Below are 24704 nucleotides of genomic sequence, written 5' to 3' on the forward strand. Positions count from 1 at the left end.
CACGGCGGCCGGGCGGTGTCCTCGCGGACCCGCCCGGCCGTCGCGTCCGCTACGGGAGCGGGGTGACGTACGCGCCGGAGATGCCGCCGTCCACCAGGAAGGTGCTGGCGGTCATGAAGGAGGAGTCGTCGCTGGCCAGGAAGGCCACCGCGGCGGCGATCTCCTCGGGTTCGGCGAACCGGCCGAGCGGGATGTGCACCAGCCGGCGGGCGGCGCGCTCCGGGTCCTTGGCGAACAGCTCCTGCAGCAGCGGGGTGTTGACCGGGCCGGGACACAGCGCGTTGACCCGGATGCCCTCGCGGGCGAACTCCACGCCCAGCTCGCGGCTCATCGCCAGCACGCCGCCCTTGGAGGCGCTGTAGGAGATCTGCGAGGTCGCGGCGCCCATCACCGCCACGAAGGACGCGGTGTTGATGATCGAGCCCCTGCCCTGCCGCCGCATGTGGCCGATCGCGTACTTGCAGCACAGGTACACCGAGGTCAGGTTGACGTCCTGGACGCGCTTCCACGCCTCCAGTCCGGTGACCAGGATGGAGTCGTCGTCCGGCGGGGAGATGCCCGCGTTGTTGAACGCCACGTCCAGGCTGCCGTAGTGCTCGACGGCGGTGTCGAACAGGGCCCGGACCTGCTCCTCGTCGGTGACGTCGGTGCGCACGAACAGGCCGCCGGCCTCGTTGGCGGCCTTGGTGCCGGTCTCCTCGTCGATGTCGGCGCACACCACCTTCGCGCCCTCGGCGGCGAAGCGGCGCACCGTGGCCAGGCCGATGCCGCTGCCCGCGCCGGTGACGACCGCCACCCGGCCCTCAAGTCGCTTGCTCATCTGGCTCATTCCTCCGTGGCGATGAAGACGTTCTTGGTCTCGGTGAAGGCGTGCAGGGCGTCCGGTCCGAGCTCGCGGCCCAGGCCGGACTGTTTGAAGCCGCCGAACGGCGTCCAGTAGCGCACCGAGGAGTGCGAGTTGACGGACAGGTTGCCCGCCTCCAGCGCCCTGGCGACGCGCAGCGCCCGGCCCACGTCGCGCGTCCAGACCGACCCGGACAGGCCGTACTCGGTGGCGTTGGCGATCCGCACCGCGTCGCTCTCGCCGCGGAACGGGACCACGGTGACGACCGGGCCGAACACCTCCTCGGTGAACGCCCGGTGGTCGGGGGCGATCGGCGCCAGCACCGTCGGCGGGTACCAGAAGCCGGGCCCGTCGGGCGCGCCGCCGCGGAACGCCACCTCGGTGTCGCCGTCCACGTAGGAGGCCACCCGGGCCCGGTGCGCGGCCGAGATCAGCGGCCCCATCTCGGTCTTCTCGTCCGCCGGGTCACCGACCCGCACCCCCCGGACGGCGCGCTCCAGCCGCTCCATGAACTCCTCGTACACGCCCGCCTCGACCAGGATCCGGGAGCGCGCGCAGCAGTCCTGCCCCGCGTTGTCGAAGACCGCGTACGGGGCGGTGGCGGCGGCCTTGTCCAGGTCGGCGTCGGCGAAGACGATGTTGGCGCTCTTGCCGCCGAGTTCGAGCGTGACCGGCTTGACCTGGGCGGCGCAGCCCGCCATCACCGACTTGCCGACGGCGGTGGAGCCGGTGAACACCACCTTGCGGACGTCGGGGTGGGTGACGAAGCGCTGCCCGACCACCGGGCCGCGGCCGGGCAGCACCTGCAGCACGCCCTCGGGCAGGCCCGCGCGCAGGGCGAGTTCGGCCAGCCGCAGCGCGGTGAGCGGGGTGAGCTCGGCGGGTTTGACGATGACGGTGTTGCCCGCGGCCAGTGCGGGGGCCAGCGCCCAGGCGGCGATCGGCAGCGGGAAGTTCCACGGGACGATCACGCCGACCACGCCCAGCGGCTCGTGGAAGGTCACGTCGAGGCCGCCGGCCACCGGGATCTGCCGGCCGAACAGCCGCTCGGGGGCGCCCGCGTAGTACTCGATGACGTCGCGGGCGTTGCCGGCCTCCCAGCGGGCGTTGCCGATGGTGTGCCCGGCGTTGGCGACCTCCAGGAGGGCCAGCTGCTCGCGTTCGGCGTCCACTTCGGCGGCGAAGCGGCGCAGCAGCCGGGCCCGGTCGCCGGGGGCCACGTTCCGCCAGCTCTCGAACGCCGCCCTGGCGCGGGCGATCGCGGCGTCGGCGGCGGCCGGACCGGCCAGGTCGACGGTGGCGATCACCTCCTCGGTGGCGGGGTTGACCACCTGGTACGGCTCGGACTCCTCGGACACCTGCTCCTCCTCGCTCTCGTGCGCCTGCCGCGCCCGCCTCACAGCCGCTCGAAGCCGCGGCGGCGCTCCCAGTCGGTCACCGCGGCGTCGTACGCGGCGAGTTCGACCCGCCCGGCGTGGGCGTAGTGCCGCACGACGTCCTTGCCGAACGCCTCGGTGGCGGCCTCGCTGCGCTCGAACCGGTCGACGGCCTCGCGCAGCGTCGCGGGCACCCTGGGCGCGTCGGAGGCGTACGCGTTGCCGGTGAACTCGGGCTCCAGCGGCAGCTGGTGCTCCACTCCGTGCAGCCCGGCGGCGATCAGCGCGGCCACCGCCAGGTACGGGTTGACGTCACCGCCGGGCACCCGGTTCTCGAACCGCAGCGAGGCGCCGTGCCCGACCACCCGCAGCGCGCACGTCCGGTTGTCGCGGCCCCAGGCGATCGCGGTGGGGGCGAAGCTGCCCGGCACGTAGCGCTTGTAGGAGTTGACGGTCGGGGCGAGCAGCAGCGCGAACCGGTCGAGGCAGGCGAGCTGCCCGGCCAGGAAGTGCTCCATCGTCCGGGAGAAGCCGTGCGGGCCCTCACCGGGGAAGACCGGGCGGCCCCGCTCGTCGCGCAGGCTCAGGTGCACGTGGCAGGAGTTGCCCTCGCGCTGGTCGTACTTGGCCATGAAGGTGAGGCTGACGCCCTCCTGGGCGGCGATCTCCTTCGCGCCGGTCTTGTAGACGGCGTGGTCGTCGCAGGTGGTCAGCGCGTCGGCGTAGCGGAACGCGATCTCGTGCTGCCCGAGGTTGCACTCGCCCTTCGCGGACTCCACCGTCAGCCCGGCCCCGGCCATGCCGGTGCGCAGGCGGCGCAGCAGCGGTTCGATCCGGGCGGTGCCGAGGATCGAGTAGTCGACGTTGTACTGGTTGACGGGCGTGAGGTCCTGGTAGTGCTTCGCCCAGGCGTGCTCGTAGCTGTCCCGGAACACCATGAACTCCAGCTCGGTGCCCACGTACGCGCCCCAGCCGTAGCCGGCCAGCCGCTCCAGCTGGCGGCGCAGCACCTGGCGGGGCGAGACCGCGACCGGGGTGCCGTCGTGGTGGGCGAGGTCGCACTGGACCATGGCGGTGGCCGGGTGCCAGGGCACCATCCGCAGGGTGGCCAGGTCGGGGGCGAAGACCAGGTCTCCGTAGCCGTTCTCCCAGGAGGAGACGGTGTAGCCGTCGACGGTGTTCATCTCCACGTCCACCGCCAGCAGGTAGCCGCAGCCCTCGGCGCCCGCGGCCAGCACCTCGGTCAGGAAGTACCCGGCGTCCAGGCGTTTGCCCTGCAACCGGCCCTGCATGTCGGTGACGGCCAGCACGACCGTCTCCACCGCGCCCTCGGCCACCAGTTCCCGCAGCCGCTCCACCGTGAGCCGTGCCTCGGCCATCCGCCCACCACCTCCGCCACCCGGCCCGCCGCACGCGGACCGGTCCGCCACGACGACGATGATCCCGCTCCGGGCCCGGGCGCACCAGTGGCCGCGCGGGTGCCGGTCGAACCTGATCAACCGTCAGAAGATCACTCCTCCCGAGGAACTGACTGATCATCAGTTTTTCCACCTTCGTTCCATTCGCCGTCCGATCCGAAATGCGATTGCCCCGGACGTCCGGACCTGCTTCGGTGGCGCCTGCCCGCCCGCCCCGCCCTCCTGGAGTCCACCGCCCGTGACCTTCCGCCTGACCGCCCTCGCCGATCCCGCCGACAGCCCCTTCTCCCACCGCCTCGCCTGGCTGGCCTCCGCCCCGGACGGCAGCCCGCTCGGCAGCGCCTTCCTCCGCCTGTTCGACTCCTCCGAGCAGGCCCATCTCTGCGAACTCGCCCTGGACGTCCACCCCGCCGAGCGACGCCGCGGCGCCGGGTCGGCGCTGCTCGCGGCCGCGGTCGCCGCGGCCCGGGCGGACGGGCGAGGCGCCCTGCTCGCCCAGGCCGTCGAGGGCTCCCCGGGCGACGCCTTCCTCTCCGCCCGGGGCTTCGAACGGGCCCTCGTCCTCGATTTCGCCCGGCTGGACCTGACCGCCGAAACCTCCACCGGTGGAACGGCGGCGGCCGGGCTCCCGTCCGGTTACCGGCTGGTCTCCTGGCTCGGCCGCTGCCCCGAGGAGTGGCTGCCGGCCTTCACCCGCTCGCGCAGCGCCATGGACGACATGCCGATGGGCGACACCGGGTTCGGCCCGCTCCGGTGGGACGAGGCCCGGGTGCTGGCTGCGGCGAAGGCCGTCGCCGACCGGGGCGAGCTGCTGCACACCGTCGCCGTGCTGGAGAGCGCCACCGGCGACCTGGTCGGGTTCAGCGAGCTGGTGCTGCCCGCCGACCGGTCCGGCGACGGCCAGCACTACGGCACCGCCGTCCAGCCCGCCCACCGCAGGCGCGGCCTGGCCCGGGCGATGAAGGCCGAGGCGATCCGCTGGACGCGGGCCGAGCACCCCGCGATCACCGGCCTGCTCACCGACACCGCCGACCACAACACCGGCATGCTGGCGGTCAACCGCGCCCTGGGCTACCGGAGCACCCACCGCTCCGTCGAGTTCCGCCTCCCGCTCTGATCCGCGCGCCCTGACCCGCGCCTGTCCTCCCGCTCCGACCCGGCGCCCGCCGCCCCGGACAGCCACGCACCCGCCGCCCGGGGCGGCGCGCCCTCAACTGCCCTGTTCCACCGGCTGCCCCGCGGTCCGTTCCGCCGCGGCCGCTGCCGGGCTCCGCGTCCGCGGGCCCGCCGCGCCGCCGACCAGCACCGCACCGGCGGCGAAGGCGAGCAGGACCCGCCAGTCGGGCGATCCGCTCCGGGCCAGGCCCTGGACCGCCCAGCGGGCCAGGGCCCAACCCACCGCTGCCAGCCCCGCGAGCAGCACGGCGGCCCGCCCCGCGCCCGCCGTCCGGGCCTGTGCCCGGAGGCGGACGGCCAGCCGCAGCAGCAGGCCGTCGACCGGGCGCAGGGCGGCCAGCAGCGCGACGAGCAGCGCGGCCAGCACCAGCACCCACGCCGGGCGCCAGGCCCACCAGGCGGCCGAGCCGACCTCCGGTTCGGGGGCCAGGTCGGTGAGGTAGAACGCGGCCCCGGCGGCCAGCACGGGCACCATGTGCCAGAGGTACAGCGACATGCTGGCCCGGCCGAGCGGCGCGATCAGCCGGCCGGGACCCCGCCGGGCGTTCAGGGCGCGCTCGGCGTAGGGAGCCAGCAGCAGGCACAGGCCGCACTGGGCGAGCAACCAGGCCAGCATCGCCAAGGACGGCGGGTCGGTGTTCGAGACCTCCTCGCCGCTGACCAGGACCAGGCTGACCGGGAACGGCCCGAACCCGACCAGCGCCGCGTACCCGGCCGCCCCGCCCACCGCCAGGGCCGCGCCGAACACCGGGCGGGCCACCGCGCCGCCCGCCCGCCAGGCGAAGCCGAGCTGGTAGGCGACGGCCCAGACCAGCAGGTAGTTCAGCAGGCCGGCCCGGTACGCCCAGTCGGCGTCCACCTCGATCACCAGCAGACCGACCGCCGCCCCCGCCGCGGCGAGGGCCGCGACCGAGCCCAGGCCCCAGCGCCGGTGCAGCGCGGCCAGCCACGGCGTCAGCACGCTGATCGCCAGGTACACGGGCAGGAACCAGAACTGCATCGCCAGCGCCCACCCGATCATGCCGAGCAGTGCCGGATCGGCCCCGCACGCCCCCGCGATCGCCAGACCGCCCAGCGTCGGCACCAGGTAGGCGGCGGTGGGTAGCAGCAGCCGCAGGGCGCGGCCGCGGATCCAGCCCGCTGCCGTGCCGCCCTCGGCCCGGCAGCGGTTCCAGGAACCGGCCGCCGCGTAGCCGCCGGCCAGGAAGAACACCGGCATGATCTGGAAACCAAGGGTCAGCCACTGCGTCCACGGCACGGCCACCATCAGCTCGGGCGCCGCCAACGCACCGTCAGGTGCCCGTACCAGTGCGGTGATCAGCCAGTGGCCGAGCACCACCAGCACGATCGCCCCCGCGCGCAGCAGGTCCACGTACCTGCTGCGACCCGTTCCGCCGTCCATGGTCCTCCCCCGTCTCCCCGTGCCGGTCATCATCGCCACCCGCCTCTCACGATCACGTCACCCGGCGCGTTGCGGTTCGGCCACAACCCGCCCTTCCCCTGCACGCCCCGCCGCGCCCCCGCTGCTCCACCGCCCCGCCCCGCACCACTCCCCTGCACCGGCCCGGACCCGTCCCGTACGGCCGGGGGCCGGGCCGCTCTGAACGGAAGGTGATCGAGAAGTCAAACCCTGGTCAAGGATGAGGTGATGGGGGTGACGGGGGGCCTATCCTGGTCGCGCAACGACAAGACACCTCGTTCGGTGAGGCGTCTTCACGGACACAGGCCACTGATCCCACCCGTCGAGAGACGCTCCGGATCAGGACAGGTCTCCCCGGCCCAAGGGGTGATCCCAAGTGGCTTCCCCGCTGCCGGGGACACGCCGTGGAGTGCCAAAGCTCTGACGAGTTGGGGTGTGCCGGGCCGCCGCGGCCCGGTCGCCTGCCGTGCGGCCGCGAGCTGAACTCGTCGGCCAGGACCGGGAGGAGGCGGGATGGACAGTAGTAGTCCGGGGCACAGTCGGCCCCTCCCCGTTTCGTCCTCGCCGCTGTTCCGCGGTTCGAGGCAGTTCCTCCTCCACTGATTCCGCCGGACTCTCCGATTCCGAACGGCCGGGTACCCCGGTTGTCCGTCGTGTCGGCCGCCTTCCCTGCGGCCGGTTCGTCGGACCGCCGACGCCCCGCCGCACCGGAGTGGGACCGGCGCCGCCTCCCGGCAGCAGCCACCGTTGTCCGCTGCCCGGAGCCGGCCGCCACCACCCGCCGGACGACCTCGCCGGACCGGCCCCGAGCCCGGGTCCGCGCCCGACGCCACCGCGCCACGCCCCCGTGCCCGCCTGCCCTTCACCGGGGCGGGCTGCCTGCCGGAGTGCACCGACGGGGTGTCGGCGGACCTCGGCTGGCCGTCGTCCGGTGACCGGTGCCGCTGGTCGGTGACCGGCCTCGGCGGGGCCGCCCGTCGGCCGGAGCGTGGAAGGAACTGTTGCGAGCCGCTCGTCGGCCCCGTCCTGTCGGGGCAGAGGAGGTGTTTCCTCATGGCCACCAACACACTGTTCAGTTCGACCACGGCCCGGCTGCGCGACCGCCGGGTCAACCTCGACCACCGGGCCACCGCCAGCCGTGCGGTGCGCGCCTCCCTGGTCTCGCTGGCCGGGCTGATCGGGGCGCCGGTCACCAACCAGGCCGGGGCGGAGGTCGGCCGGCTGGCCGACGTGGTCGCCCGGCTGTACGGCCCGGACCCGTACCCGCCGATGACCGGGCTGATCCTGCGGATCGGGCGGCGCCGGGCGTTCCTGCCCGCCGAAGCGATCGGACGACTCGGTGCCGGGCACGTCCGGCTCCGGGCGTCCCGCGTCGACCTGCGGGACTTCCAGCGACGCCCCGGTGAGGTGCTGCTGGCCCGCGACGTGCTGGACCACCAACTCGTCGACGTCGACGGCGTCCAGGTCACCCGGGCCGCCGACCTGTACCTGGCGCCGCTGGTCGGCCGGGTCGTGCTGGTCGGAGTGGACGTGTCGCTGCCGACCCTGCTGCGCCGGCTGGGCCCGCGCCGCTGGCAGGCCCGGCCCACCCCGGAACGCGTGCTGGACTGGCAGTCGTTCGCCCCGTTCGGCGAGCAGGCCACCGAGGGACCGGCCGAAGTCCGGCTGCGGGCCTCCCGCTCGGCCCTGCACCAGCTCCGCCCCGCGGACCTGGCCGACATCCTGGAGGACCTCGGCCGCAACGAACGGCAGCAGCTGCTGGGCTGGTTGGAGCCCGAGCAGGCGGCCGACGCGCTGGAGGAGATGGAGCCCGCCGAGCTGGAGAACCTGCTGCGCGAGGCCAGGCCGGAGCACGCCGCACGACTGGTCGACGAGATGGAGCCCGACGAGGCCGCCGACGCGCTGCGCGACCTCCAACCGGGCGAGCGGGAGCGACTGTTGGAGCGGATGCCCCACGGGGAGGCCGCCGAGCTGCGCGGGCTGCTCGCCCACCGGGAGGGCACCGCCGGTGGCGCGATGACGACCCGGCTGGTGACCGCCCGGCTGGAGCAGACCGTCGCCGAGGTACGCGCCGAACTGGCCGCGCAGGCCGAGCACCGCACCGAGATCGACGCCGTCGTGGTGCTGGACACCGCCGGGCGGTTGGTCGCCGACGTGCCGCTGTTCGACCTGGCGGTGGCCGAGGACAGCACGCCGGTCACCGATCTGGTGGCCTGGCTGGCCCAGTTCGGTCCGCCCGTCACGGTCTCCCCCGACGCCCGGCTGGCCAAGGTCGCCGACCGGCTGGTGGCCGCCCGCAAGTCCTCCCTCCTGGTGGTCGACGAGGAGGACCGGCCGCTCGGCCGGATCCTCGCCGACGACATCCTCGACGCCCTGCTGCCCGAGCGCGGGCGCCTGCACTTCCGGAGGTTCCTCCAGTGAACGCCCGCACCGGCCTCGGCCCGACCGACCCCGCAGCCACCCCCACCGCTGCCGGCCCCACCACTGCCCTCCCTTCCTCCGACCACCTCCCTTCCCGGTCCGGCCCCTCCGCGGCCGGGCCCGTCACCGGGGCCGGGCGCCCGGCCCCGGCCCGTCGGCGCGGACTGCGCCGGATCGCCGCGGTGGCGATGATCGCCGGCCCCGGGCTGGTCGCCGCCAACGCGGGCAACGACGCCGCCGGCATCGCCACCTACGCCTCGGCCGGCTCCCAGTACACCTACGGCACGCTGTTCTTCATGGTGCTGGTGACCATCGCCCTGGTGATGGTCCAGGAGATGGCCGTCCGGCTCGGCGCGCACACCGGCAAGGGGCTCGGGGCGCTGATCCGCGAGCAGTTCAGCCTCCGGTTGACCGCCCTGGCGGTCGGCTGCCTGCTGCTGGCGAACACCGGCCTGGTGGTCAGCGAGTTCGCCGGGATCGGCGCGGCCTTCGAGCTGCTGGGCATCCCGAAGTGGGCGGTGGTGCCGCCCGCCGCCGTGCTGCTGTGGGCGCTGGTGCTGTTCGGCTCCTACCGGTGGGCGGAGCGGATCTTCCTGGTGATGTCGCTGGCGTTCTTCTCCTATCCGATCGCCATGGTGCTCGGGCACCCGCACTGGGGGGAGGTCGGCCGGAACCTCGCGGTGCCGCACATGCAGCCCTCCAGCGACTTCATCCTGCTGGCCGTCGCACTGATCGGTACGACCGTCAGCCCGTACATGCAGTTCTACGCGGCGGCCGGCGTCGTGGACCGGGGCGCGAAGCCGGAGGACTACCGGCTGATCCGGGCGGACGCCGTGCTCGGTGCGGTGTTCGCCTGCGTGATCAGCCTGACCATCATCATCGCCACCGCGGCGGCGATCGGCGGGACGGGGCCGCTGCAGTCGGCCTCCGAGGCCGCCCGGGCGCTGGAGCCGGTGGCCGGGCCGGGCGCGGAGCTGCTGTTCGCCTTCGGGCTGCTCGGCGCCTCGGCCCTGGCCGGGGCCGTGGTGCCGCTGTCGGCGAGCTACGCGATCGGCGAGGCGGCCGGGGTGGAGCGCTCGGTCTCCCGCCGCTTCCGGGACGCCCCGCTGTTCCTCGGCGTGTTCACCGCGCAGATCGCCCTGGGCGCGATCGTGGCACTGACCCCGGTCGACGTCATCCAGCTGCTGATCGGCACCCAGGTGCTCCAGGGGCTGATCAGCCCGATCGTGCTGGTGTACCTGCTGGTGCTGACCAATCGGCGTTCCCTGCTCGGTGCCGCCGCGAACGGCCCGTGCTACCGGATCGCCGCGACCGCAGTGGTCGTCGGGGTGGCGCTGATGTCCACCGTCCTGCTGGTGCAGACCGTCCTCGGCTGGTTCGGCCTGGCCTGACCCCGTGCCCCACCGGGGGCGGCGGAGCAGCAGCGCCCGCACCGCCGCCCACCGGGCCCGTCCCCTCCCCGTGTCCCGCACACCCATGCGTTCCCTCCTCCCGGGGCGCCGTCCCGACCGACCGGGACGGCGCCCCCGCTGGTTAATCCGTTTGTCTCCCGGCAACCGCCCTGCCAGGCTCCCTGCCATGTCTGCTCACGAACCGCCGGCCGATCTCGCCGCCTTCTTCTCCGACGGCCGTCTGGTCTCCGTCCCGCGCCGGCCGGCCCGCCGCGCCGCCCTGCTCGAGCACCTCGTGCGCACCCTCTTCGACCCCGAGCGCTCGTACACCGAGCGGGAGGTCAACGAGACGCTGCTCACCGTCCATTCCGACAGCGCCATGCTCCGGCGCTACCTGGTCGAGGCCCGGTTGCTGACCCGTGCCCGGGACGGGTCGAGCTACCGGCGGGCCGTCGCCGACGACTGCGACGCCCCGGCTGCCCGGACCGGCCCGGCGAGCGCTCAGCCGCCCGCCGCGTAGCTCCAGAACTCGCGCATCAGCGGTGGCGGGGTGGGCCCCGTCATCTCCCGCTGGGTGAGCAGCACCGTCACCAGCCCGGTGCGCCGCACCACGTGGGCGGCGGTGCCGGTGCCGCCGACCCAGCCGTAGCGGCCCGGCGCGTTCCACGGGTCTCGGCGGACCACGTCCACCGAGCCGCCGTAGCCCCAGCCCTGCCCCTCCAGGAACAGCTCGCTGTCCTTGCGTTGACCCTCCGTCAGGTGGTTGGTGGTCATCAGCCGGACCGCGCCCAGCGAGAGCACCCGCCGCCCGTCCTCGGCGCGGCCGCCCGCGCGCAGCATCCGCAGGAACGTGAACACGTCGTCGAGGGTGGACACCAGGCCGCCGGCCCCGGACGGGAACGGGGGCGGGGTGCTCCACTGGCCGTCCGGTGGGTCGGCCACCGTCAGGGTGCCGTCCGGGTCCGGGTGGTACAGCGGGGTCAGCCGCCCCGGTGGCGCGTGGAAGGCCGTGTCGGGCATGCCCAGCGGTTCGAACAGCCGCTCCGTCAGGACTCGGTCCAGCGGCTGCCCGGCCGCCCTGGCGATCAGGACGCCCTGGATGTCGGAACAGGTGTTGTAGAGCCAGGCCTCGCCCGGCTGGTGGAGCATCGGGATGCCCGCCAGGGTGGCCGTCCACTCCTCGGGCGGCGCCGCCTGCTGCGGCCGGGGCGGTGCCTGGGCCAGCTCCGCGAACAGCGGGGCCAGCGCCGGCAGGGTGAAGTCCGTCGAGAAGCCGTAGCCGGCCCGCGACTCCATGACGTCCCGTACCGTGACGGGCCGGTTCGCCGGGACGGTGTCCGTCACCGGGGCGCGTGGTGTCCGCACCACGCGCAGGTCGGCCAGCTCCGGTAGCCAGCGCTCGACCGGGTCGTCGAGCGCCAGCACCCCGTCGTCGACCAGTTGGAGCGCCGCCGCGGCCGTGACGGGCTTCCCGACCGAGGCGATCCGTACCGGCGACTCCCTGCTCAGCTCGCCCGCGGCGGCCGTCTCGACCTGCCCCTCGCGGGCGACCAGGGCGACCGCCCCCGGCACCGTCCCGTCCGCGACCCGGCGCTCCAGCAGTGCCTGCAGTCCGCCCGCGCCGCGCGGCTCGTCCGTCGTGCGCATCCCGCTCGTCCTGCGCGTCCCTCGCATCGTGCTCCCCTTTCGTCGCCGGTGCCCGATCCGCACCGTACGCCCCTTCTGTCTCCTGCTGTTTGAAGTGTGCCCCACCCTCTCGGCCCGCCCACCAGACGATCGGCTGGCTTTGGCGCGCCGATCAGTTGACGCCCCGTCAGCCGATCGGTTGACCCCGGTATCGACCACCGGTTGGTTTTCCGCAGGGCGGGCGATTTCCGGCGTCGGAACCCGTCGCCCGGGTACTGTCCTCGAGTAGCGTGGCCCGCAGCCTGGACCACGCCGACTGGAACACCACGATCGCCCGCAGCGTCGATCCGGAGGACGTCACCGCCCTGAAGTCCTCCGCCGGGTCCGGCCTCGCCGCCGGGCTGTGCCGACCGGACCTGATCGACTCACTGGGGGACACCCCCACCTGGCGCGGAAGACGAGCAAGTCGCAGTCCCACACGCCGACGGCCTCCGCGAGGTTCCGGTCGGTTGTCGGGTGCTCCAACAGCCCGCCCGCCGATCCGGACGAAACCGCCCGGCGGCGCGCCGCCGTACGGGCCCGTTCACCGTGCAAGCCATTCACCGTACGGGCCGTTCACCGTGCAAGCCGTTCACCGCCCGGGCAGGTCCTCCAGGGCGGGCAGCACCTTGTCCAGCGTGACGGGCAGGTCCCGCACCCGGACGCCGCAGGCGTGCCACACGGCGTTGGACACCGCGGCGGCCGTGCCGACGATGCCGATCTCGCCGATGCCCTTGGTCCCCATCGCGTTGACGTGGGGGTCGTGTTCGTCGAGCCAGTGGGCCTCGACCTCGGTGACGTCGGCGTTGGCCGTGATGTGGTAGTCGGCGAGGTCGTGGTTGACGACGTGGCCGGTCCGGGGGTCGAGGACGCTGTGCTCGTGCAGCGCCATGGACAGCCCCATCGTCATGCCGCCGATGAACTGCGAGCGCGCCGTGCGCGGGTTGACGATCCGTCCGGCGGCGAAGACGCCCAGCAGGCGCGGCACCCGGATCTCTCCCGTGTCCAGGTGGAACCGGGCCTCGGCGAACTGGGCGCCGAAGGCGTGCATCGCCCAGCGGTCGTCCGCCGGTCGGACGGAGCCGGACGCCTCGGCCCGCTCCGGCGGCTCGGCGCCGTACCGGGCGCGGAGGGCGCGGGCGGCCTCGACCACGGCCGAGCCCCAAGTCGACATGCCCGAGGAGCCGCCCGCCACCGACGCCGTCGGGTAGGCGGTGTCGCCGATCCGCACCTCGACCCGCTCGACGTCGACGCCGAGCGCGTCCGCGGCGATCTGCGCGAGCGTGGTCCAGGTGCCGGTGCCGAGGTCGGCCGCGCCGATCTCGGCGACGTACCGCTCGCCCTCCCGCCGGATCACCGCCGTCGACTTCGACATCCGGTGCACCGGGTAGGTGGAGGCGGCCACGCCGGTGCCGACCAGCCAGTCGCCGTCGCGGCGCACGCCGGGCCGCGGATCGCGCCCGCTCCAGCCGAACCGCGCCGCGCCCTCGCGCAGGCAGCCGACCAGGTTGCGGCTGGAGAAGGGCTTGCCGGTCTCCGGGTCGGTGGCGGGTTCGTTGCGGATCCGCAGCTCGACCGGGTCGAGGCCGAGGCGCTCGGCCAGTTCGTCCATCGCCATCTCGGGCCCGAACATGCCGGGGCACTCCCCGGGCGCGCGCATCCAGGACGGCACGGGGACGTCGAGGGCGGCGAGGCGGTGGGTGGTGCGCCGGTTGGCGACGGCGTACATCATCCGGGCGGGCACGCCGGTCTGCTCGGCGAACTCCTTGATCCGCGAGGTCTGTTCGACGACGTCGAGCGCGAGGGCGGTCAGCGTGCCGTCGGCCGAGGCGGCGAGGACGCAGCGCTGGATGGTGGGGGTGCGGTAGCCGGCGAGGGAGAACATCTGCTGCCGGGTCAGGGCGAGGCGCACCGCCCGGCCGGGGACGGCGCGCGCGGCCATCGCGGCGAGCACCACGTTGACGTGCGGGGTGCCCTTCGACCCGAAGCCGCCGCCGACGTACGGGCAGACGACCCGGACCTTCGCCTCGTCGAGGCCGAACACCGACGCCACGGCGCTCCGGGCGGGGTGGACGCCCTGGGTGGAGTCCCACAGGGTGAGGAAGCCGTCGCCGGGCTCCCAGCGGGCGGTGGTGGCGTGCGGCTCCATCGGGTTGTTGTGGTACATCGCGGTGCTGTACGTCTGCTCGACCACCACTGCCGCGGCGGCGGTGGCGGCCGCGACGTCGCCCTCGACGGTGTCGGTGGCGAAGTCCGGGTTCACCCGCTCGGGCGCGTACAGGTCGTCGCGGTCGGCCCGCAGTTCGCTGTCGTGCGCCGCCCGCGCGTAGCTCACCCGGACCAGGTCGGCGGCGTGCCGGGCCGTCTCGGAGCTGTCGGCGACGACCAGCGCGACGACCTGGCCGCGGAAGGCGACCTCGTCGTCCTGGAGGGCCGCCAGCTCCCGGTCCTCGGTGGAGGCCAGGCGTTCCGCGGTGGCGGGGGTGAGCACCGCGAGCACGCCGTCGAGCGCCTCGGCGGCGGCGGTGTCCAGCGCGGTGACCCGCCCCCGGGCGACGGCGGCCTGGACGGGGTGCGCGTAGGCGGCGTGCTCCACCGGCGTCTCGTAGGCGTAGACGGCGGTGCCCAGCACCTTGGCGGCGCCGTCCCGGCGGGGCAGGTCCAGGCCGATGGCCGCGGGGCGGTCGATGAACGTCATCGGGCGTCCTCCCGGACGAGTCCGCGCAGGGTGGCGGCGAGGGTGCGGCGCAGCAGCGGGATCTTGAAGGCGTTGCCGCCGTCCAGGCCCTCGGCCGGGCGGGCGTCGGCGAGTTCGGCGTCCGCGGCGGCGCGGTAGGTCTCCTCGGTGGCCGGGGCGCCGCGCAGCACCCGCTCGGCCCGGTGCGCGCGCCACGGCACGTGGGCCACGCCGCCGAACGCGACCCGCGCGTCCGCGATCACCCCGTCCCGCACGTCCACCGCCGCGGCGACGCTGACCAGCGCGAACGCGTACGAGGCCCGGTCGCGCACCTTGCGGTAGGCCGAGCGGCGGGCGAGCGGCAGGGCCGGCAGGTCGATCGTGGTGATCAGGTCCCCGTGTTCGAGCACCGTGTCCCGCTCGGGGGTGTTGGCGGGCAGCCGGTGCAGGCCGGTGAAGGGGATCGTGCGCTCGCCGTCCGGCCCCAGCACCCGTACCTCGGCGTCGAGGGCGGCCATCGCCACGGCCAGGTCGGAGGGGTGGACGGCGAGGCAGTGCTCGGAGGCGCCGAGGATCGCGTGGTGGCGGGTCCAGCCGCCGGCGGCGGAGCAGCCCGAGCCGGGCTGCCGCTTGTTGCACGCCGTGGTGACGTCCTGGAAGTAGACGCAGCGGGTGCGCTGCAGCGGGTTTCCGCCGGTGGTGGCCATGTTGCGCAGTTGGCCCGAGGCGCCCGACAGCAGGGCCTGGGAGAGCGCGGGGAAGCGCTCGCGCACCCGCCGGTCGGCGGCGAGGTCGCTGTTGCGGACGCCCGCGCCGATCCGGAGGGCTCCCCCGTCGAGTTCCTCGATCCCGGCGGGCAGCAGGTCGGCGACGTGGACGACCAGGTCGGGGGCGGCGACGCCGAGCTTGAGGTGGTCGACCAGGTTCGTCCCGCCGCCGAGGAACACCGCGGCCGGGTTCGCGGCGACGCTGCGGACGGCCGCCGCCGGGTCGGCCGGGCTCCGGTAGTCGAACGGTTTCACTCCGCCGCCTCCGCACCCGGCGCGGCCAGGCCGGACTCGGCCGCGGCCCGCTGGACGGCGGGCACGATGTTGACGTAGGCCGCGCAGCGGCACAGGTTGCCGCTCATCCGCTCGGCCACCTCGGCCCGGTCCAGTTCCGGCGGCCGGGTGCCCTCGGTGACGGCGCTCGGCCAGCCCCGCGCGAACTCGTCGAGCATCCCGACCGCGGAGACGACCTGTCCCGGGGTGCAGTAGCCGCACTGGAACGCGTCGCAGTCGATGAACGCCCGCTGCACCGGGTGCAGCCCGTCGTCGGAGCGCTGCCCGCCGTCGGAGCGCTGCCCGCCGTCCCCCCGTCCCCGGGCGGCGAGCCCTTCGGCGGTGACGACCCGGGCGCCGTCCTGCGTGACCGCCAGGGTGAGGCAGCTCAGCACCCGCCGTCCGCCGGAGAGCACCGTGCAGGCGCCGCACTGCCCGTGGTCGCAGCCCTTCTTCGGGCTCGTCACCCCCAGCCGCTCGCGCAGGGCGTCCAGCAGGGTCGTGCGGGTGTCGACGGTCAGCCGACGCGGGGTTCCGTCGACGTGGACGGTGATCTCGCTCATCACCGCACGAAGGTTCCCGGCGCCGGTCCCGCTCACACGGGGCCGGCCGGGACTCACCCGGGCGGGCCCTGCGCGAGGATCTTGACTCGGAGTGGAGGGGAGCCTACGTTACTCGCGGGTCAACCCGGCCGGGCCGCGCCGCCGTGTGCGGCCGCCCGACCGCCCCCGCCCCGGCCGCCGACCGCGTGGGGCTCCCGTTCCGGAGAGGGCCAGGACGACGCGTTCCACCGGACACGGTCCACGGCTCCTCACCGCCGTTGCCGCGAGGAACCGGCCTCGGCCCCAGATCCCGCCGCCGATTGGACGCACCGCCATGGACTCCCTCCTGCTGTCCCGCCGCGACCTGGACTTCCTGCTCCACGACTGGCTGGACGTCACCGCCCTGACCGCGCGCGGGCGCTACGCCGAGCACGACCGGGACACCGTCGACGCGGTGCTCGACCTCAGCGCGGAGATCGCCACCCGGCACTTCGCCCCGCACAACAAGAAGAACGACGCCCAGGAGCCGGTCTTCGACGGCGAGCGGGTGCACGTCATCCCGGAGGTCGGGCAGGCCCTGCGGATCTTCGCCGCCTCCGGGCTGGCCGGCGCCGCGATGGACCACGCGGTGGGAGGCCAGCAGCTGCCGCAGGTGGTCGCCAACGCCTGCATGGCCTGGTTCCAGGCGGCCAACGTCGGCACCGCCGCGTACCCGTTCCTGACCGTGGCCAACGCCAACCTGCTGCTGGCGCACGGCAGCCCGGAGCAGGTCGACACCTACGTGCGGCCCATGGTCGAGGGCCGCTTCTTCGGCACCATGTGCCTCTCCGAGCCGCAGGCGGGCTCCTCGCTGACCGACATCACCACCCGCGCGGTGCCGCAGCCGGACGGCACCCACCGGATCACCGGCACCAAGATGTGGATCTCCGGCGGCGACCACGACCTGAGCGAGAACATCGTCCACCTGGTGCTCGCCAAGATCCCCGGCGGTCCGGCGGGCGTGAAGGGCATCTCGCTCTTCGTCGTCCCCAAGTACCTGGTGGCGCCGGACGGTTCGCTCGGCGAGCGCAACGACGTCGTCCTGGCGGGCCTCAACCACAAGATGGGCTACCGGGGCACCACCAACACGATGCTCAACTTCGGCGAGGGACGGCACACGCCCGGGGGCGCGCCGGGCGCGGTCGGCTTCCTGGTCGGCGAGCCGCACCACGGCCTGGCGTACATGTTCCACATGATGAACGAGGCCCGGATCGGCGTCGGCCTGGGCGCCGCCGCGCTCGGCTACACCGGCTACCTGCACGCCCTCGACTACGCCCGCACCCGCACCCAGGGCCGCCCGCCCACCGGCAAGGACGCCGCCGCCCCGCAGGTGCCGATCATCGAGCACGCCGACGTCAAGCGGATGCTGCTGGCCCAGAAGAGCTACGTCGAGGGCGGCCTCGCACTGAGCCTGTACTGCAGCCGCCTGCTCGACGAGGAGCGCACCGCCGAGGACGAGGCCGAACGCGCCCGGGCTCGGCTGCTGCTGGACGTGCTGACCCCGATCGCCAAGAGCTGGCCCTCGCAGTGGTGCCTGGCCGCCAACGACCTGGCCATCCAGGTCCACGGCGGCTACGGCTACACCCGCGAGTACGACGTCGAGCAGTTCTACCGCGACAACCGGCTCAACCCGATCCACGAGGGCACCCACGGCATCCAGGGCCTGGACCTGCTCGGCCGCAAGGTCGTCATGGGCGGCGGCGCGGGCCTGCGACTGCTGCTGGAGACCATCGGCGCCACCGTCCGCCGCGCCACTGCCGCCGGTGGCGAAGCCGGCACGCTGGCCGCCGAGTTGGCCGCGGCCGCCACCCGGGTCGGGGACACCACCGCCGCGCTGTGGGCGGGCGGCGACCCGGACACCGCGCTGGCCAACGCCTCCGTCTACCTGGAGGCCGTCGGGCACGTGGTGCTGGCCTGGATCTGGCTGGAGCAGTTCCTCGCCCTCCCCGATGGCAGGGACGACGGCTTCCACCAGGGCAAGCGCCAGGCCGCCCGCTACTTCTTCCGCGTCGAACTCCCCCGCACCGGACCCCAGTTCGACCTTCTGGAGGGCCTGGACCGCACGGCGGCCGACACTCGCCCCGACTGGTTCTGACCACCCGCCGGACACGACCGCTACGGCGTGCCCGACCCGGCCACCTTCGACGCGCCCGCGGACGCTCCGGCCGAGCTCGCGTGCCCCGACGCCCCGCCGGAGGACGCACCGGGCGCCGACCCGGAGCCCGCGCCACCGCCCGGCGAACCGGACGGGCCGGAGTGCCCGGGCGAGCCCGAACCGCCGGAGGACGGCGCGGACGACCCGCCGGGCGAGGGCGCCGAGGAGGAGGCGCCGGACGGCGAGCCCGTCCCGGAGTGGCTGCCGGACGACCCGGAGCCGGAGGCGCTGGGCGAGGCCGACCCGTCGTTCCCGCCCGCTCCGCCGACGGGACGGTCGAACTGACGGCCCGTCGCCTGGTCCACCAGCACGATCTGGTTCACCGGCGCCGCCGCGGGCTGCACCGTCACCACCCCGTCGGGGTGGAAGGAGGACCACGCCGTCCCGGTGTACGCACCGCCCGTCCCGCTCGGCGGGGTCAGCGGGTTGCCGCAGGCGCAGCGCACCCGCGGCACGCCCTGGCTGTCGACCAGCACGGCCGTCCCGGACTGCAGGACGGCCTGGTAGGGGGTGGCCTGCCCGTTCTGGTAGCCGTGGTTGGTGACCCGGGTGTCCTGGCGCAGCACCACGGGTGTCAGGCCGTGCAGGTAGCCGTCGATCTGCGAGCTGTCGATGCCCTCGACCCCGGCCCAGGCCTTGGCCTTGTCGGTGTTGGCGGCCAGGTAGCCGGAGAGTTTCGGCACGTCGCAACTGGCCACTTCGCGGGTGCCGCCGTACAGGCCGGGCTGCCCGCCGTCCACGGTGCCGCCGGACGCGCCGGAGCTGCCGGACGCGCCCGGGGCGGAGGCACTGCCGCCCGGGGCCGGGCCGCTGGGCGAGGCCGAGGCGGTGGCGGTGCCGTTGGCGACCGAGTCGGTGAACGGTTTCTGCCCGGTGGCGGCCACCGGCTGCATCTCGACGGCCTGGGCGCTGCTCCCGCCCGAGCCGCCGGTGGCGACCACCCCGAGCGCCACGCCCAGCCCCACGACGAGGACCGCCCCGGCGAGCACCGGCCCCTTCCGCCACCACGGCTTCCCGCCGTCCCCCGCACCGCCCCCCGCCGTCCGCCCCCCACCCCTCCGCGGCCCGCTCCCGCCCGCCGACGACACATACCCACACCTCCCGCCCCTACACCCCGCCCCGACGCCCGCCCACACCCCCCACGGCCCCGCCCCCCCGACGAGGCTCCCGGCCCGCCGGCTGCCGCTCCCCCGGCCGACGGCGACGGCCGTACCACCTCCGTGGGCTGCGCCTGCGCCGCCGGTTCCGCGGCGACCGCATCGCCCGCCCGTTCCACCAGCTCGGTCGGTGTCCCCGCCCCGTCTCCCGGATCCGTCCCCGTCCCCGGTCCGACCACTTCGGTGGGCGGGCCGGCCGTTCCGCCCGCCACCTCGGTGGGTCGGTGCGGCGGCGGGGTTTGGGCCTCGTCGTTGCGGCCGTCCGGTCCTTCGGGACGGTCGTGGTCGGGTTCTTCGGGCTGTCGGGGTGTCGGCTGCTCACTCACGGGACTGCCTCCCGGTCGGACTCCCCCGAGTCCACCTGCGCATCCACCATTGTCCGCCCGCACCACCGCCCCCGCCGCTTCGAGCACACCGCCGGACCGACCGGCCTCCCGCCCGCAGCCCGCCCCCGCACGCGGCGATTCGCCGCCCGTCCCGCCCTGTCGGAAGCTGGAGGGACCGGCCGGTCCGGGCCGGTGCCGGGGGGTCGCGCTCGAAGGGCCGGTGAGACGTGTGCCTGGTGCTGCCACTCCCGCGAACCCCCGCACCCCGCCGCCGTCGCCACCGCCCTCGTCCGGGCCCTCCGACCGGCTGGCCGCTCCCGGGTCCGTCCTGCTCTCCGTGCTGGTCACGGTGGTCGGCACGCTCGCGGCGATGGCGGCGGTGGCCGCGCTCGGCCTGTGGCTGGCGGGCGCGGACGAGTTGCCGGGCGGCGGTTTCGGCCCGGTGCTGGCCGCCACGCTGCTGATGGCGCTGGGGGCGCCGGCGCAGCTCGACGGGGGCGCCGCCTTCGTGGCGACCGCGCAGGGCGGGATCACCGCGATGCCGCTGTCGGTGACGCTGGTGGGCGCGCTGGTGGCGGCGTACCTGTTCCTGCGGCCGCTGCGCCGTCACGCGGTGGTGGGCGGGCGGCTGTTGCTGGCCCGGGTGCTGGCGCTGGCGGCGGGCTGGGCGGTGGCGGTGCTGCTGCTGTCCGCGGCGGCCCGGCACGGTTTCACGGTGTCGACGGGCGATCCGCTGCTGGACGAGCTGGGCGGGGCGTTCGGTGCGGCGCCGACGGTGGGGTTCCGGGTGGATCCGGGCCCGGCGGTGGGTTTCGGCCTGCTCTGGCTGGCCGTGGTGGTGCTGCTGGCCCTGGCGGCCTCGCGCCGCGCGCCGTTGCCGACCGGCTGGGTGCGCTGGCACGGCACGCTGCGGCCGACGGTGCACGCGGTGCTGTCGCTGCTGCTGGTGTACGTGCTGCTGGGCCTGGTGGGTGGGTTGGTGGCGACGGTGACGGGCAGTGAGCCGCGGGAGACGCTGGCGGTGGTCTGCCTGGGGCTGCCGAACCTGGCGTGGCTGGGGTTCGGGGTGGGCCTCGGCGCGTCCTGGCACGGCCACGTCACGGACAGCCTGGGCCTGCCGTTCCCGCACCCGCTGGCGGCGGTGCTGCGTTCCGGGCAGGACGTGACGCTGGACCTGCATGCGCTGGCGGCGCAGAACGGCTGGGCGTGGCTGCTGCTGCCGCTGGCGGCGCTGCTGGTGCTGGCGGCGGGCGTGGCCGCGGCGGCCCGGACGCGTCCGCCGCTGCCGGTGTGGCGCTCGGCCGTGCAGTGGGCGGTCGTCCTGGCGCTGGCGGTGCTGGCCGTCGGGTCGGTGACCCGGGTGTCGGCGGTGTACGGGCTGTCGCTGCTGGGCCTGGGCGGCGAGGGGCGGACGGTGCTGGAGCCGGACCTGCTCACCGCCGTCCCGATCGCCGCCGGCTGGGGTGCCCTGGCCGGTCTGCTGGGCGCGCTGGTCGCCCGTCGGCGCGGGGCCCCGTCCGACGCCGCCGCGAGGGCTCCGGCGGGCCGGACGGGGAGCCGGCGCCGCGGCGACCGCGGCGCCTGACCGGGCGTCAGCCGTCGATGCGGTGCTGCGTCCAGAAGGACGTCAGGTCGACCGTGGTCGCGGCCTGCGCGGCGGCCTTGAACTCGGCGGTGGTGGAGATCCCGTACCAGTGCGCCGCCGCGTAGTCGTGCAGCAGCGTGGTCATCGCGGTGTCGCCGATGGTGCGGCGCAGGTCGTGCAGGGCGCACTTGCCGTAGCCGTAGACGACCGTCGAGTAGCGGGAGGAGTGGGCGTCCCAGTAGGCCATCGAGTTGCTGATCTTCTCGGTGGAGGACGCCCAGGAGGTGCTGTTCCAGCAGTTGGTGCCGGTCTTGCCGAGGGCGAGGTCGGTGGCGTAGTCGGTGAACGCCTCGTCCAGCCACGGGCTGTTGTACTCGTCGTCGCCGACGATGCCGTACCACCACTGGTGGCCGATCTCGTGGGTGAGCGCGGTGGTGGAGACCAGGTCGAGGACGAAACCGGGGTACTCCATGCCGCCGAACCAGAAGTTGTTGTCGATCACGGCGTCGAGTTCGCCGTAGGGGTAGGCACCGAAGCGTGCGGCGTGCGCGTCGACGGCGGTCCTGGCGGTGCTCAGCATGGACTGCGCGTCGCTGGAGCTGATGCCGCTGACCGAGTAGACGTTGATCGCGGTGCCGGCCGCCGAGCTGCCGGAGACCTTGCTGAACGGGCCGGCCGCCCAGGCGAACTCGCGGACGTTCTTCGCGGTGGCCGTGGTGACGGTCCGTCCGCTGCTGCCGGGGGTGTCGACGGAGGTGCCGGTGGCGGGGACCAGCAGGCTGCCGGGGTGGTCGAGGGTGACGGTGTAGTCGGAGGCCAGGGTGTAGAAGGACTCGCCGTTGTTGGTGTAGGGGTCCAGGTGCCAGCCGCTCGCGTCGCGCACGGCGAGGACGGGCAGCGCGTTGCCGACGAAGGCGAACGCCCCGTCCCGGCCGAACCGGTCCGCGCCGGAGGGGACGGCGATGGACAGGTCGAAGCCGAGGCTGCCGCTCTGGCCCTGGCCGAGCGGCGCGGGCAGGGTGACCTTGAGCGCGGTGCAGTCGGCGCTGAGCGCGCCGGCGGTGCCGCCGGTCAGGTTGCTGACGGTGACGGGGGTGCTGGGGCAGCTGCCGTGGGCGTTGTCCCAGAGCCGCAGGTACACCTCGGTCAGCGGGGTTGCCGAGGGGTTCCCGAAGGCGATGCTCTGGTGCCCGGTCCAGGTGGCGCCGCTCGCGTCGCTGCTCAGCGCCACGGTGTACCCGGCGGGGGCCGGGGTGCGGGTGGCGTCGGTGGCGGGCGGCGGGGTGGTGGTGCCGCCGGAGGCGTCGAGCGTGACGTCGTCGAGCACGAAGCTGGTCTGCAGCCCGGAGTCCTCGGCGCCGCCGAAGGAGAGGCTGACGGTCTGCCCGGCGTACCCGGAGACGTCGATGCTCTTCTTCACGTAGCCGGCCGCGGCGTCCAGGTTGGAGTAGGTGGCGAGGGTGGTGCCGCCGAGCTTCACGGTCAGCTTGTCGTACGCCGTGGTCTTGCTGGTCTCGGCGGTGTCGACGTGCAGCCAGAAGCCGAGGGTGGCGCTGGTGCAGCCGGCCGGGAGGGTGACGGTCTGGCTGAGGGTGTCGGTGTGCACCGACCCGTAGCCGTCCAGCCAGGCGAAGGACGTTCCGCCGTGGGCGCTCTGGCCGCCGCCGCTGGTGATCACGCCGCTGGACGAGGTCCAGGACGCGCCGCCGGACTCGAACCCGCCGTCCGCCACCACCTGGGCCGCTGCGCAGGTGGCCTGCGCGGTGGGGGCGGCGGTGGCGGTGGTCGCGGTGCCGGCGGCGGCGAGCACGGTGGTGCCCAGCACGGCGACGGCGCGGGTGGCGAGGGCGCGGAGTCTGTTGCTCATGGTGCTCCTCTCGGTCGCCAGGGTCTGTGGGGGCCCTGGCCGAGGGGCAGACTGTCAGCAAACACTCAGCTTTGAAAGGTGCATGCCACCGATCGTTACACCGTGGAAACGAGGGGACCCGGTTCAGGGTTCGAACACCGGCCGCGCCCAGGCCGGCGGCCGCGGCGGCCCGTCCTCCCGCGGAACCTCCCCGACCCGCGGAGCGCCCTGCGCCGCCCCGGCCCCGGCCCGCAGCGCCGCGACGAACTCCAGGCAGCTCCCGTACCGCTCGCCGGGCCGCTTCGCCATCGCCCGCCGCAGCGCCGCACCCACCCCGGCGGGCAGGTCCGCGCGCCGCTCCCGGACGTCCGGCGGCGGGTCGTTGAGGTGCGCCCAGAGCAGGGCCAGGTCGTCGTCGCGCCGGTAGGGCGGGTCGCCGGTGAGCATCTCGAACACCACGCAGCCCAGGCTGTACACGTCGCAGCGGCCGTCCACCGGCTTGCCGGAGATCTGCTCGGGGGCCACGTAGTCGAGCGTGCCGACGAACTGGCCGACGCTGGTCAGGCCGGTCAGCGAGAGCGACTTCTTGGTCAGCCCGAAGTCGGTCAGGTAGGCGTGCTCGGGGTGGTCGGGGTCGGTGCCCTCGGCGATCAGCACGTTGCCGGGTTTGACGTCCCGGTGGACCAGGTCGTGGGCATGCGCGGCGTCCAGCGCGCTGGCCACCTGGACGGCGATCCGCAGGGTCTGGGCGCTCGTCAGCGGGCCCTCCCGGTCGAGCAGCGCGCGCAGGTCGCGGCCGCGCACGTACCGCATGGCCAGGTACAGCACGCCCTCGACCTCGCCCGCGTCGTACACCGGGACGATGTTCGGGTGATCGAGCGAGGCGGCGACGTGCGACTCGCGGACGAAGCGCTGCCGGAAGGTCTCGTTGCGCGCCAGTTCGGGGGCGAGCAGCTTGACCGCGACGGTGCGGCCGAGCCGCAGGTCCTCGGCGCGGTAGACCACCGCCATGCCGCCCCGCCCCAGCACGTGCTCCAGCCGGTAGCCGGCCAGGGTGCGGCCGTCCAGCTCGCCCGGCTCGGCGGCGGCCAGGGACGGCTGCTCCGGTGGCTCCCCTGGCATCGGGTCAGCTCCGGCCGTCGCGGTCGGCGGTCGCGTAGGTCTGCAGCTGGGCGGCGTCGCAGTAGTACCAGCGGCCCCGGTCGAGGTCGAGCAGCCAGGCGTCGGAGCCGTCCAGCACCGCGCCGAGCCGCAGGTCGCGGGTGCCGTCGCGGAAGGCCTCCAGGTCGATCCGGCCGGCCGCCCAGTCGTCGACCAGCCGCCGGTAGGTGGCCAGCGAGCGTTCCAGGGCGGCGAGCAGCGGGCGCGGGTCGTCGGTGGTGGCGAGCGGTCCGCCGGTGCTCGGGGGGCGCTGCGGGAGGGCGACCAGCAGCCGTCCGTCGACCCAGGCGGTCCAGCCGTTGGAGCAGACGATCCGGGCCCAGTTGCCGTTGGCCTCGGCGAGCGCGACCGGCAGCAGCGGGTCGAGCGGCACCCCGGCGGCGGCCGGGTCGGGCGCGGTCCAGGTCGGCAGGCCGTCGGCCGGGACGACGTGGGTGGGCCGGAAGCCGTCGGGCGGGCCCATGC

18 protein-coding genes and 1 riboswitch are annotated in these 24704 nt (G+C 74.7%); of the genes, 6 read left to right on the forward strand and 12 right to left on the reverse strand.

Going from position 1 to position 24704, the window contains the following annotated elements; all coding sequences use genetic code 11:
- Positions 1-49 precede the first annotated feature (49 nt).
- Genes IH44_RS0121455 through IH44_RS0121465 form a run of 3 tightly spaced genes read right to left on the reverse strand, consistent with a single transcriptional unit; the run spans position 50 to position 3599 of the window.
- Positions 50-829, reverse strand: a complete 780-nt coding sequence (locus tag IH44_RS0121455; RefSeq protein WP_030461284.1) for a 3-oxoacyl-ACP reductase — start codon at positions 827-829, stop codon at positions 50-52.
- Positions 826-2202, reverse strand: a complete 1377-nt coding sequence (locus IH44_RS0121460; RefSeq protein WP_030461285.1) for an aldehyde dehydrogenase — start codon at positions 2200-2202, stop codon at positions 826-828. The genes IH44_RS0121455 and IH44_RS0121460 overlap by 4 nt, the downstream gene beginning before the upstream one ends.
- A gap of 38 nt (positions 2203-2240) precedes the next feature.
- Positions 2241-3599: a glutamine synthetase family protein gene (locus IH44_RS0121465; protein WP_030461286.1), complete on the reverse strand. Its 1359-nt coding sequence runs from the start codon at positions 3597-3599 to the stop codon at positions 2241-2243.
- A gap of 277 nt (positions 3600-3876) precedes the next feature.
- Here IH44_RS0121465 and IH44_RS0121470 point away from each other — a divergent pair, with 277 nt between their 5' ends.
- Positions 3877-4755 (forward strand): GNAT family N-acetyltransferase, encoded by an 879-nt coding sequence (locus IH44_RS0121470; protein WP_030461287.1) that lies wholly within the window; start codon positions 3877-3879, stop codon positions 4753-4755.
- A 93-nt stretch (positions 4756-4848) separates the two neighbouring features.
- Here the strand turns inward: IH44_RS0121470 and IH44_RS0121475 are convergent, their stop codons facing one another.
- Complete coding sequence (locus tag IH44_RS0121475) at positions 4849-6216, reverse strand: acyltransferase (RefSeq protein ID WP_081967032.1); 1368 nt, start codon at positions 6214-6216, stop codon at positions 4849-4851.
- Positions 6217-6501: 285 nt separating this feature from the next.
- A riboswitch (M-box (ykoK) riboswitch) is annotated at positions 6502-6674 on the forward strand.
- A 613-nt stretch (positions 6675-7287) separates the two neighbouring features.
- On the opposite strand from IH44_RS0121475, the gene IH44_RS0121480 reads away from it, so the two are divergent.
- The 3 genes from IH44_RS0121480 (at position 7288) to IH44_RS0121490 (ending at position 10566) form a co-directional block, all read left to right on the forward strand.
- Positions 7288-8655 carry a magnesium transporter MgtE N-terminal domain-containing protein gene (locus IH44_RS0121480; protein WP_030461289.1) on the forward strand — a complete coding sequence of 456 codons (1368 nt, stop codon included), beginning with the start codon at positions 7288-7290 and terminating at the stop codon, positions 8653-8655.
- Entirely contained in the window at positions 8652-10046 is a 1395-nt protein-coding gene (locus IH44_RS0121485) for an NRAMP family divalent metal transporter (protein WP_232795037.1), read from the forward strand. Before IH44_RS0121480 ends, IH44_RS0121485 begins: the two co-directional genes overlap by 4 nt.
- 187 nt (positions 10047-10233) lie before the next feature.
- Entirely contained in the window at positions 10234-10566 is a 333-nt protein-coding gene (locus IH44_RS0121490) for a DUF2087 domain-containing protein (protein ID WP_081967033.1), read from the forward strand.
- Here IH44_RS0121490 and IH44_RS0121495 read toward each other — a convergent pair.
- The 4 genes from IH44_RS0121495 to IH44_RS0121510 all read right to left on the reverse strand — a co-directional run bounded on the left by IH44_RS0121495 (position 10548) and on the right by IH44_RS0121510 (position 15994).
- The gene (locus tag IH44_RS0121495) at positions 10548-11693 is read right to left on the reverse strand and encodes a serine hydrolase (RefSeq protein ID WP_051817150.1); all 1146 of its coding nucleotides are present in this window, start codon (positions 11691-11693) and stop codon (positions 10548-10550) included. The two genes, IH44_RS0121490 and IH44_RS0121495, sit on opposite strands and share 19 nt — an antisense overlap.
- A gap of 610 nt (positions 11694-12303) precedes the next feature.
- Complete coding sequence (locus IH44_RS0121500) at positions 12304-14409, reverse strand: xanthine dehydrogenase family protein molybdopterin-binding subunit (protein ID WP_030461293.1); 2106 nt, start codon at positions 14407-14409, stop codon at positions 12304-12306.
- The gene (locus tag IH44_RS0121505; RefSeq protein ID WP_030461294.1) at positions 14406-15410 is read right to left on the reverse strand and encodes a xanthine dehydrogenase family protein subunit M; all 1005 of its coding nucleotides are present in this window, start codon (positions 15408-15410) and stop codon (positions 14406-14408) included. Before IH44_RS0121505 ends, IH44_RS0121500 begins: the two co-directional genes overlap by 4 nt.
- Positions 15407-15994: a (2Fe-2S)-binding protein gene (locus IH44_RS0121510; protein WP_030461295.1), complete on the reverse strand. Its 588-nt coding sequence runs from the start codon at positions 15992-15994 to the stop codon at positions 15407-15409. The genes IH44_RS0121505 and IH44_RS0121510 overlap by 4 nt, the downstream gene beginning before the upstream one ends.
- 310 nt (positions 15995-16304) lie before the next feature.
- On the opposite strand from IH44_RS0121510, the gene IH44_RS0121515 reads away from it, so the two are divergent.
- Positions 16305-18104, forward strand: a complete 1800-nt coding sequence (locus IH44_RS0121515; RefSeq protein ID WP_030461296.1) for an acyl-CoA dehydrogenase — start codon at positions 16305-16307, stop codon at positions 18102-18104.
- A gap of 20 nt (positions 18105-18124) precedes the next feature.
- Here the strand turns inward: IH44_RS0121515 and IH44_RS0121520 are convergent, their stop codons facing one another.
- The gene (locus tag IH44_RS0121520; protein ID WP_051817151.1) at positions 18125-19153 is read right to left on the reverse strand and encodes a DUF6777 domain-containing protein; all 1029 of its coding nucleotides are present in this window, start codon (positions 19151-19153) and stop codon (positions 18125-18127) included.
- Between the two features lie 723 nt (positions 19154-19876).
- Between IH44_RS0121520 and IH44_RS0121525 the strand changes: the two genes are divergently transcribed.
- On the forward strand, positions 19877-21232 hold the full coding sequence (locus IH44_RS0121525; protein WP_063759659.1) for a streptophobe family protein: 1356 nt from the start codon (positions 19877-19879) through the stop codon (positions 21230-21232).
- Between the two features lie 7 nt (positions 21233-21239).
- Here the strand turns inward: IH44_RS0121525 and IH44_RS0121530 are convergent, their stop codons facing one another.
- The 3 genes from IH44_RS0121530 to IH44_RS0121540 form a co-directional block, all read right to left on the reverse strand.
- The gene (locus IH44_RS0121530; protein WP_030461299.1) at positions 21240-23099 is read right to left on the reverse strand and encodes a M1 family metallopeptidase; all 1860 of its coding nucleotides are present in this window, start codon (positions 23097-23099) and stop codon (positions 21240-21242) included.
- A gap of 123 nt (positions 23100-23222) precedes the next feature.
- Positions 23223-24200: a serine/threonine-protein kinase gene (locus IH44_RS0121535; protein WP_030461300.1), complete on the reverse strand. Its 978-nt coding sequence runs from the start codon at positions 24198-24200 to the stop codon at positions 23223-23225.
- 4 nt (positions 24201-24204) lie between these two features.
- Positions 24205-24702: a hypothetical protein gene (locus IH44_RS0121540; protein WP_030461301.1), complete on the reverse strand. Its 498-nt coding sequence runs from the start codon at positions 24700-24702 to the stop codon at positions 24205-24207.
- Positions 24703-24704 lie beyond the last annotated feature (2 nt).

This window comes from Kitasatospora sp. NRRL B-11411, assembly GCF_000721345.1.
In the GTDB taxonomy this organism is placed as follows: domain Bacteria; phylum Actinomycetota; class Actinomycetes; order Streptomycetales; family Streptomycetaceae; genus Kitasatospora; species Kitasatospora cineracea.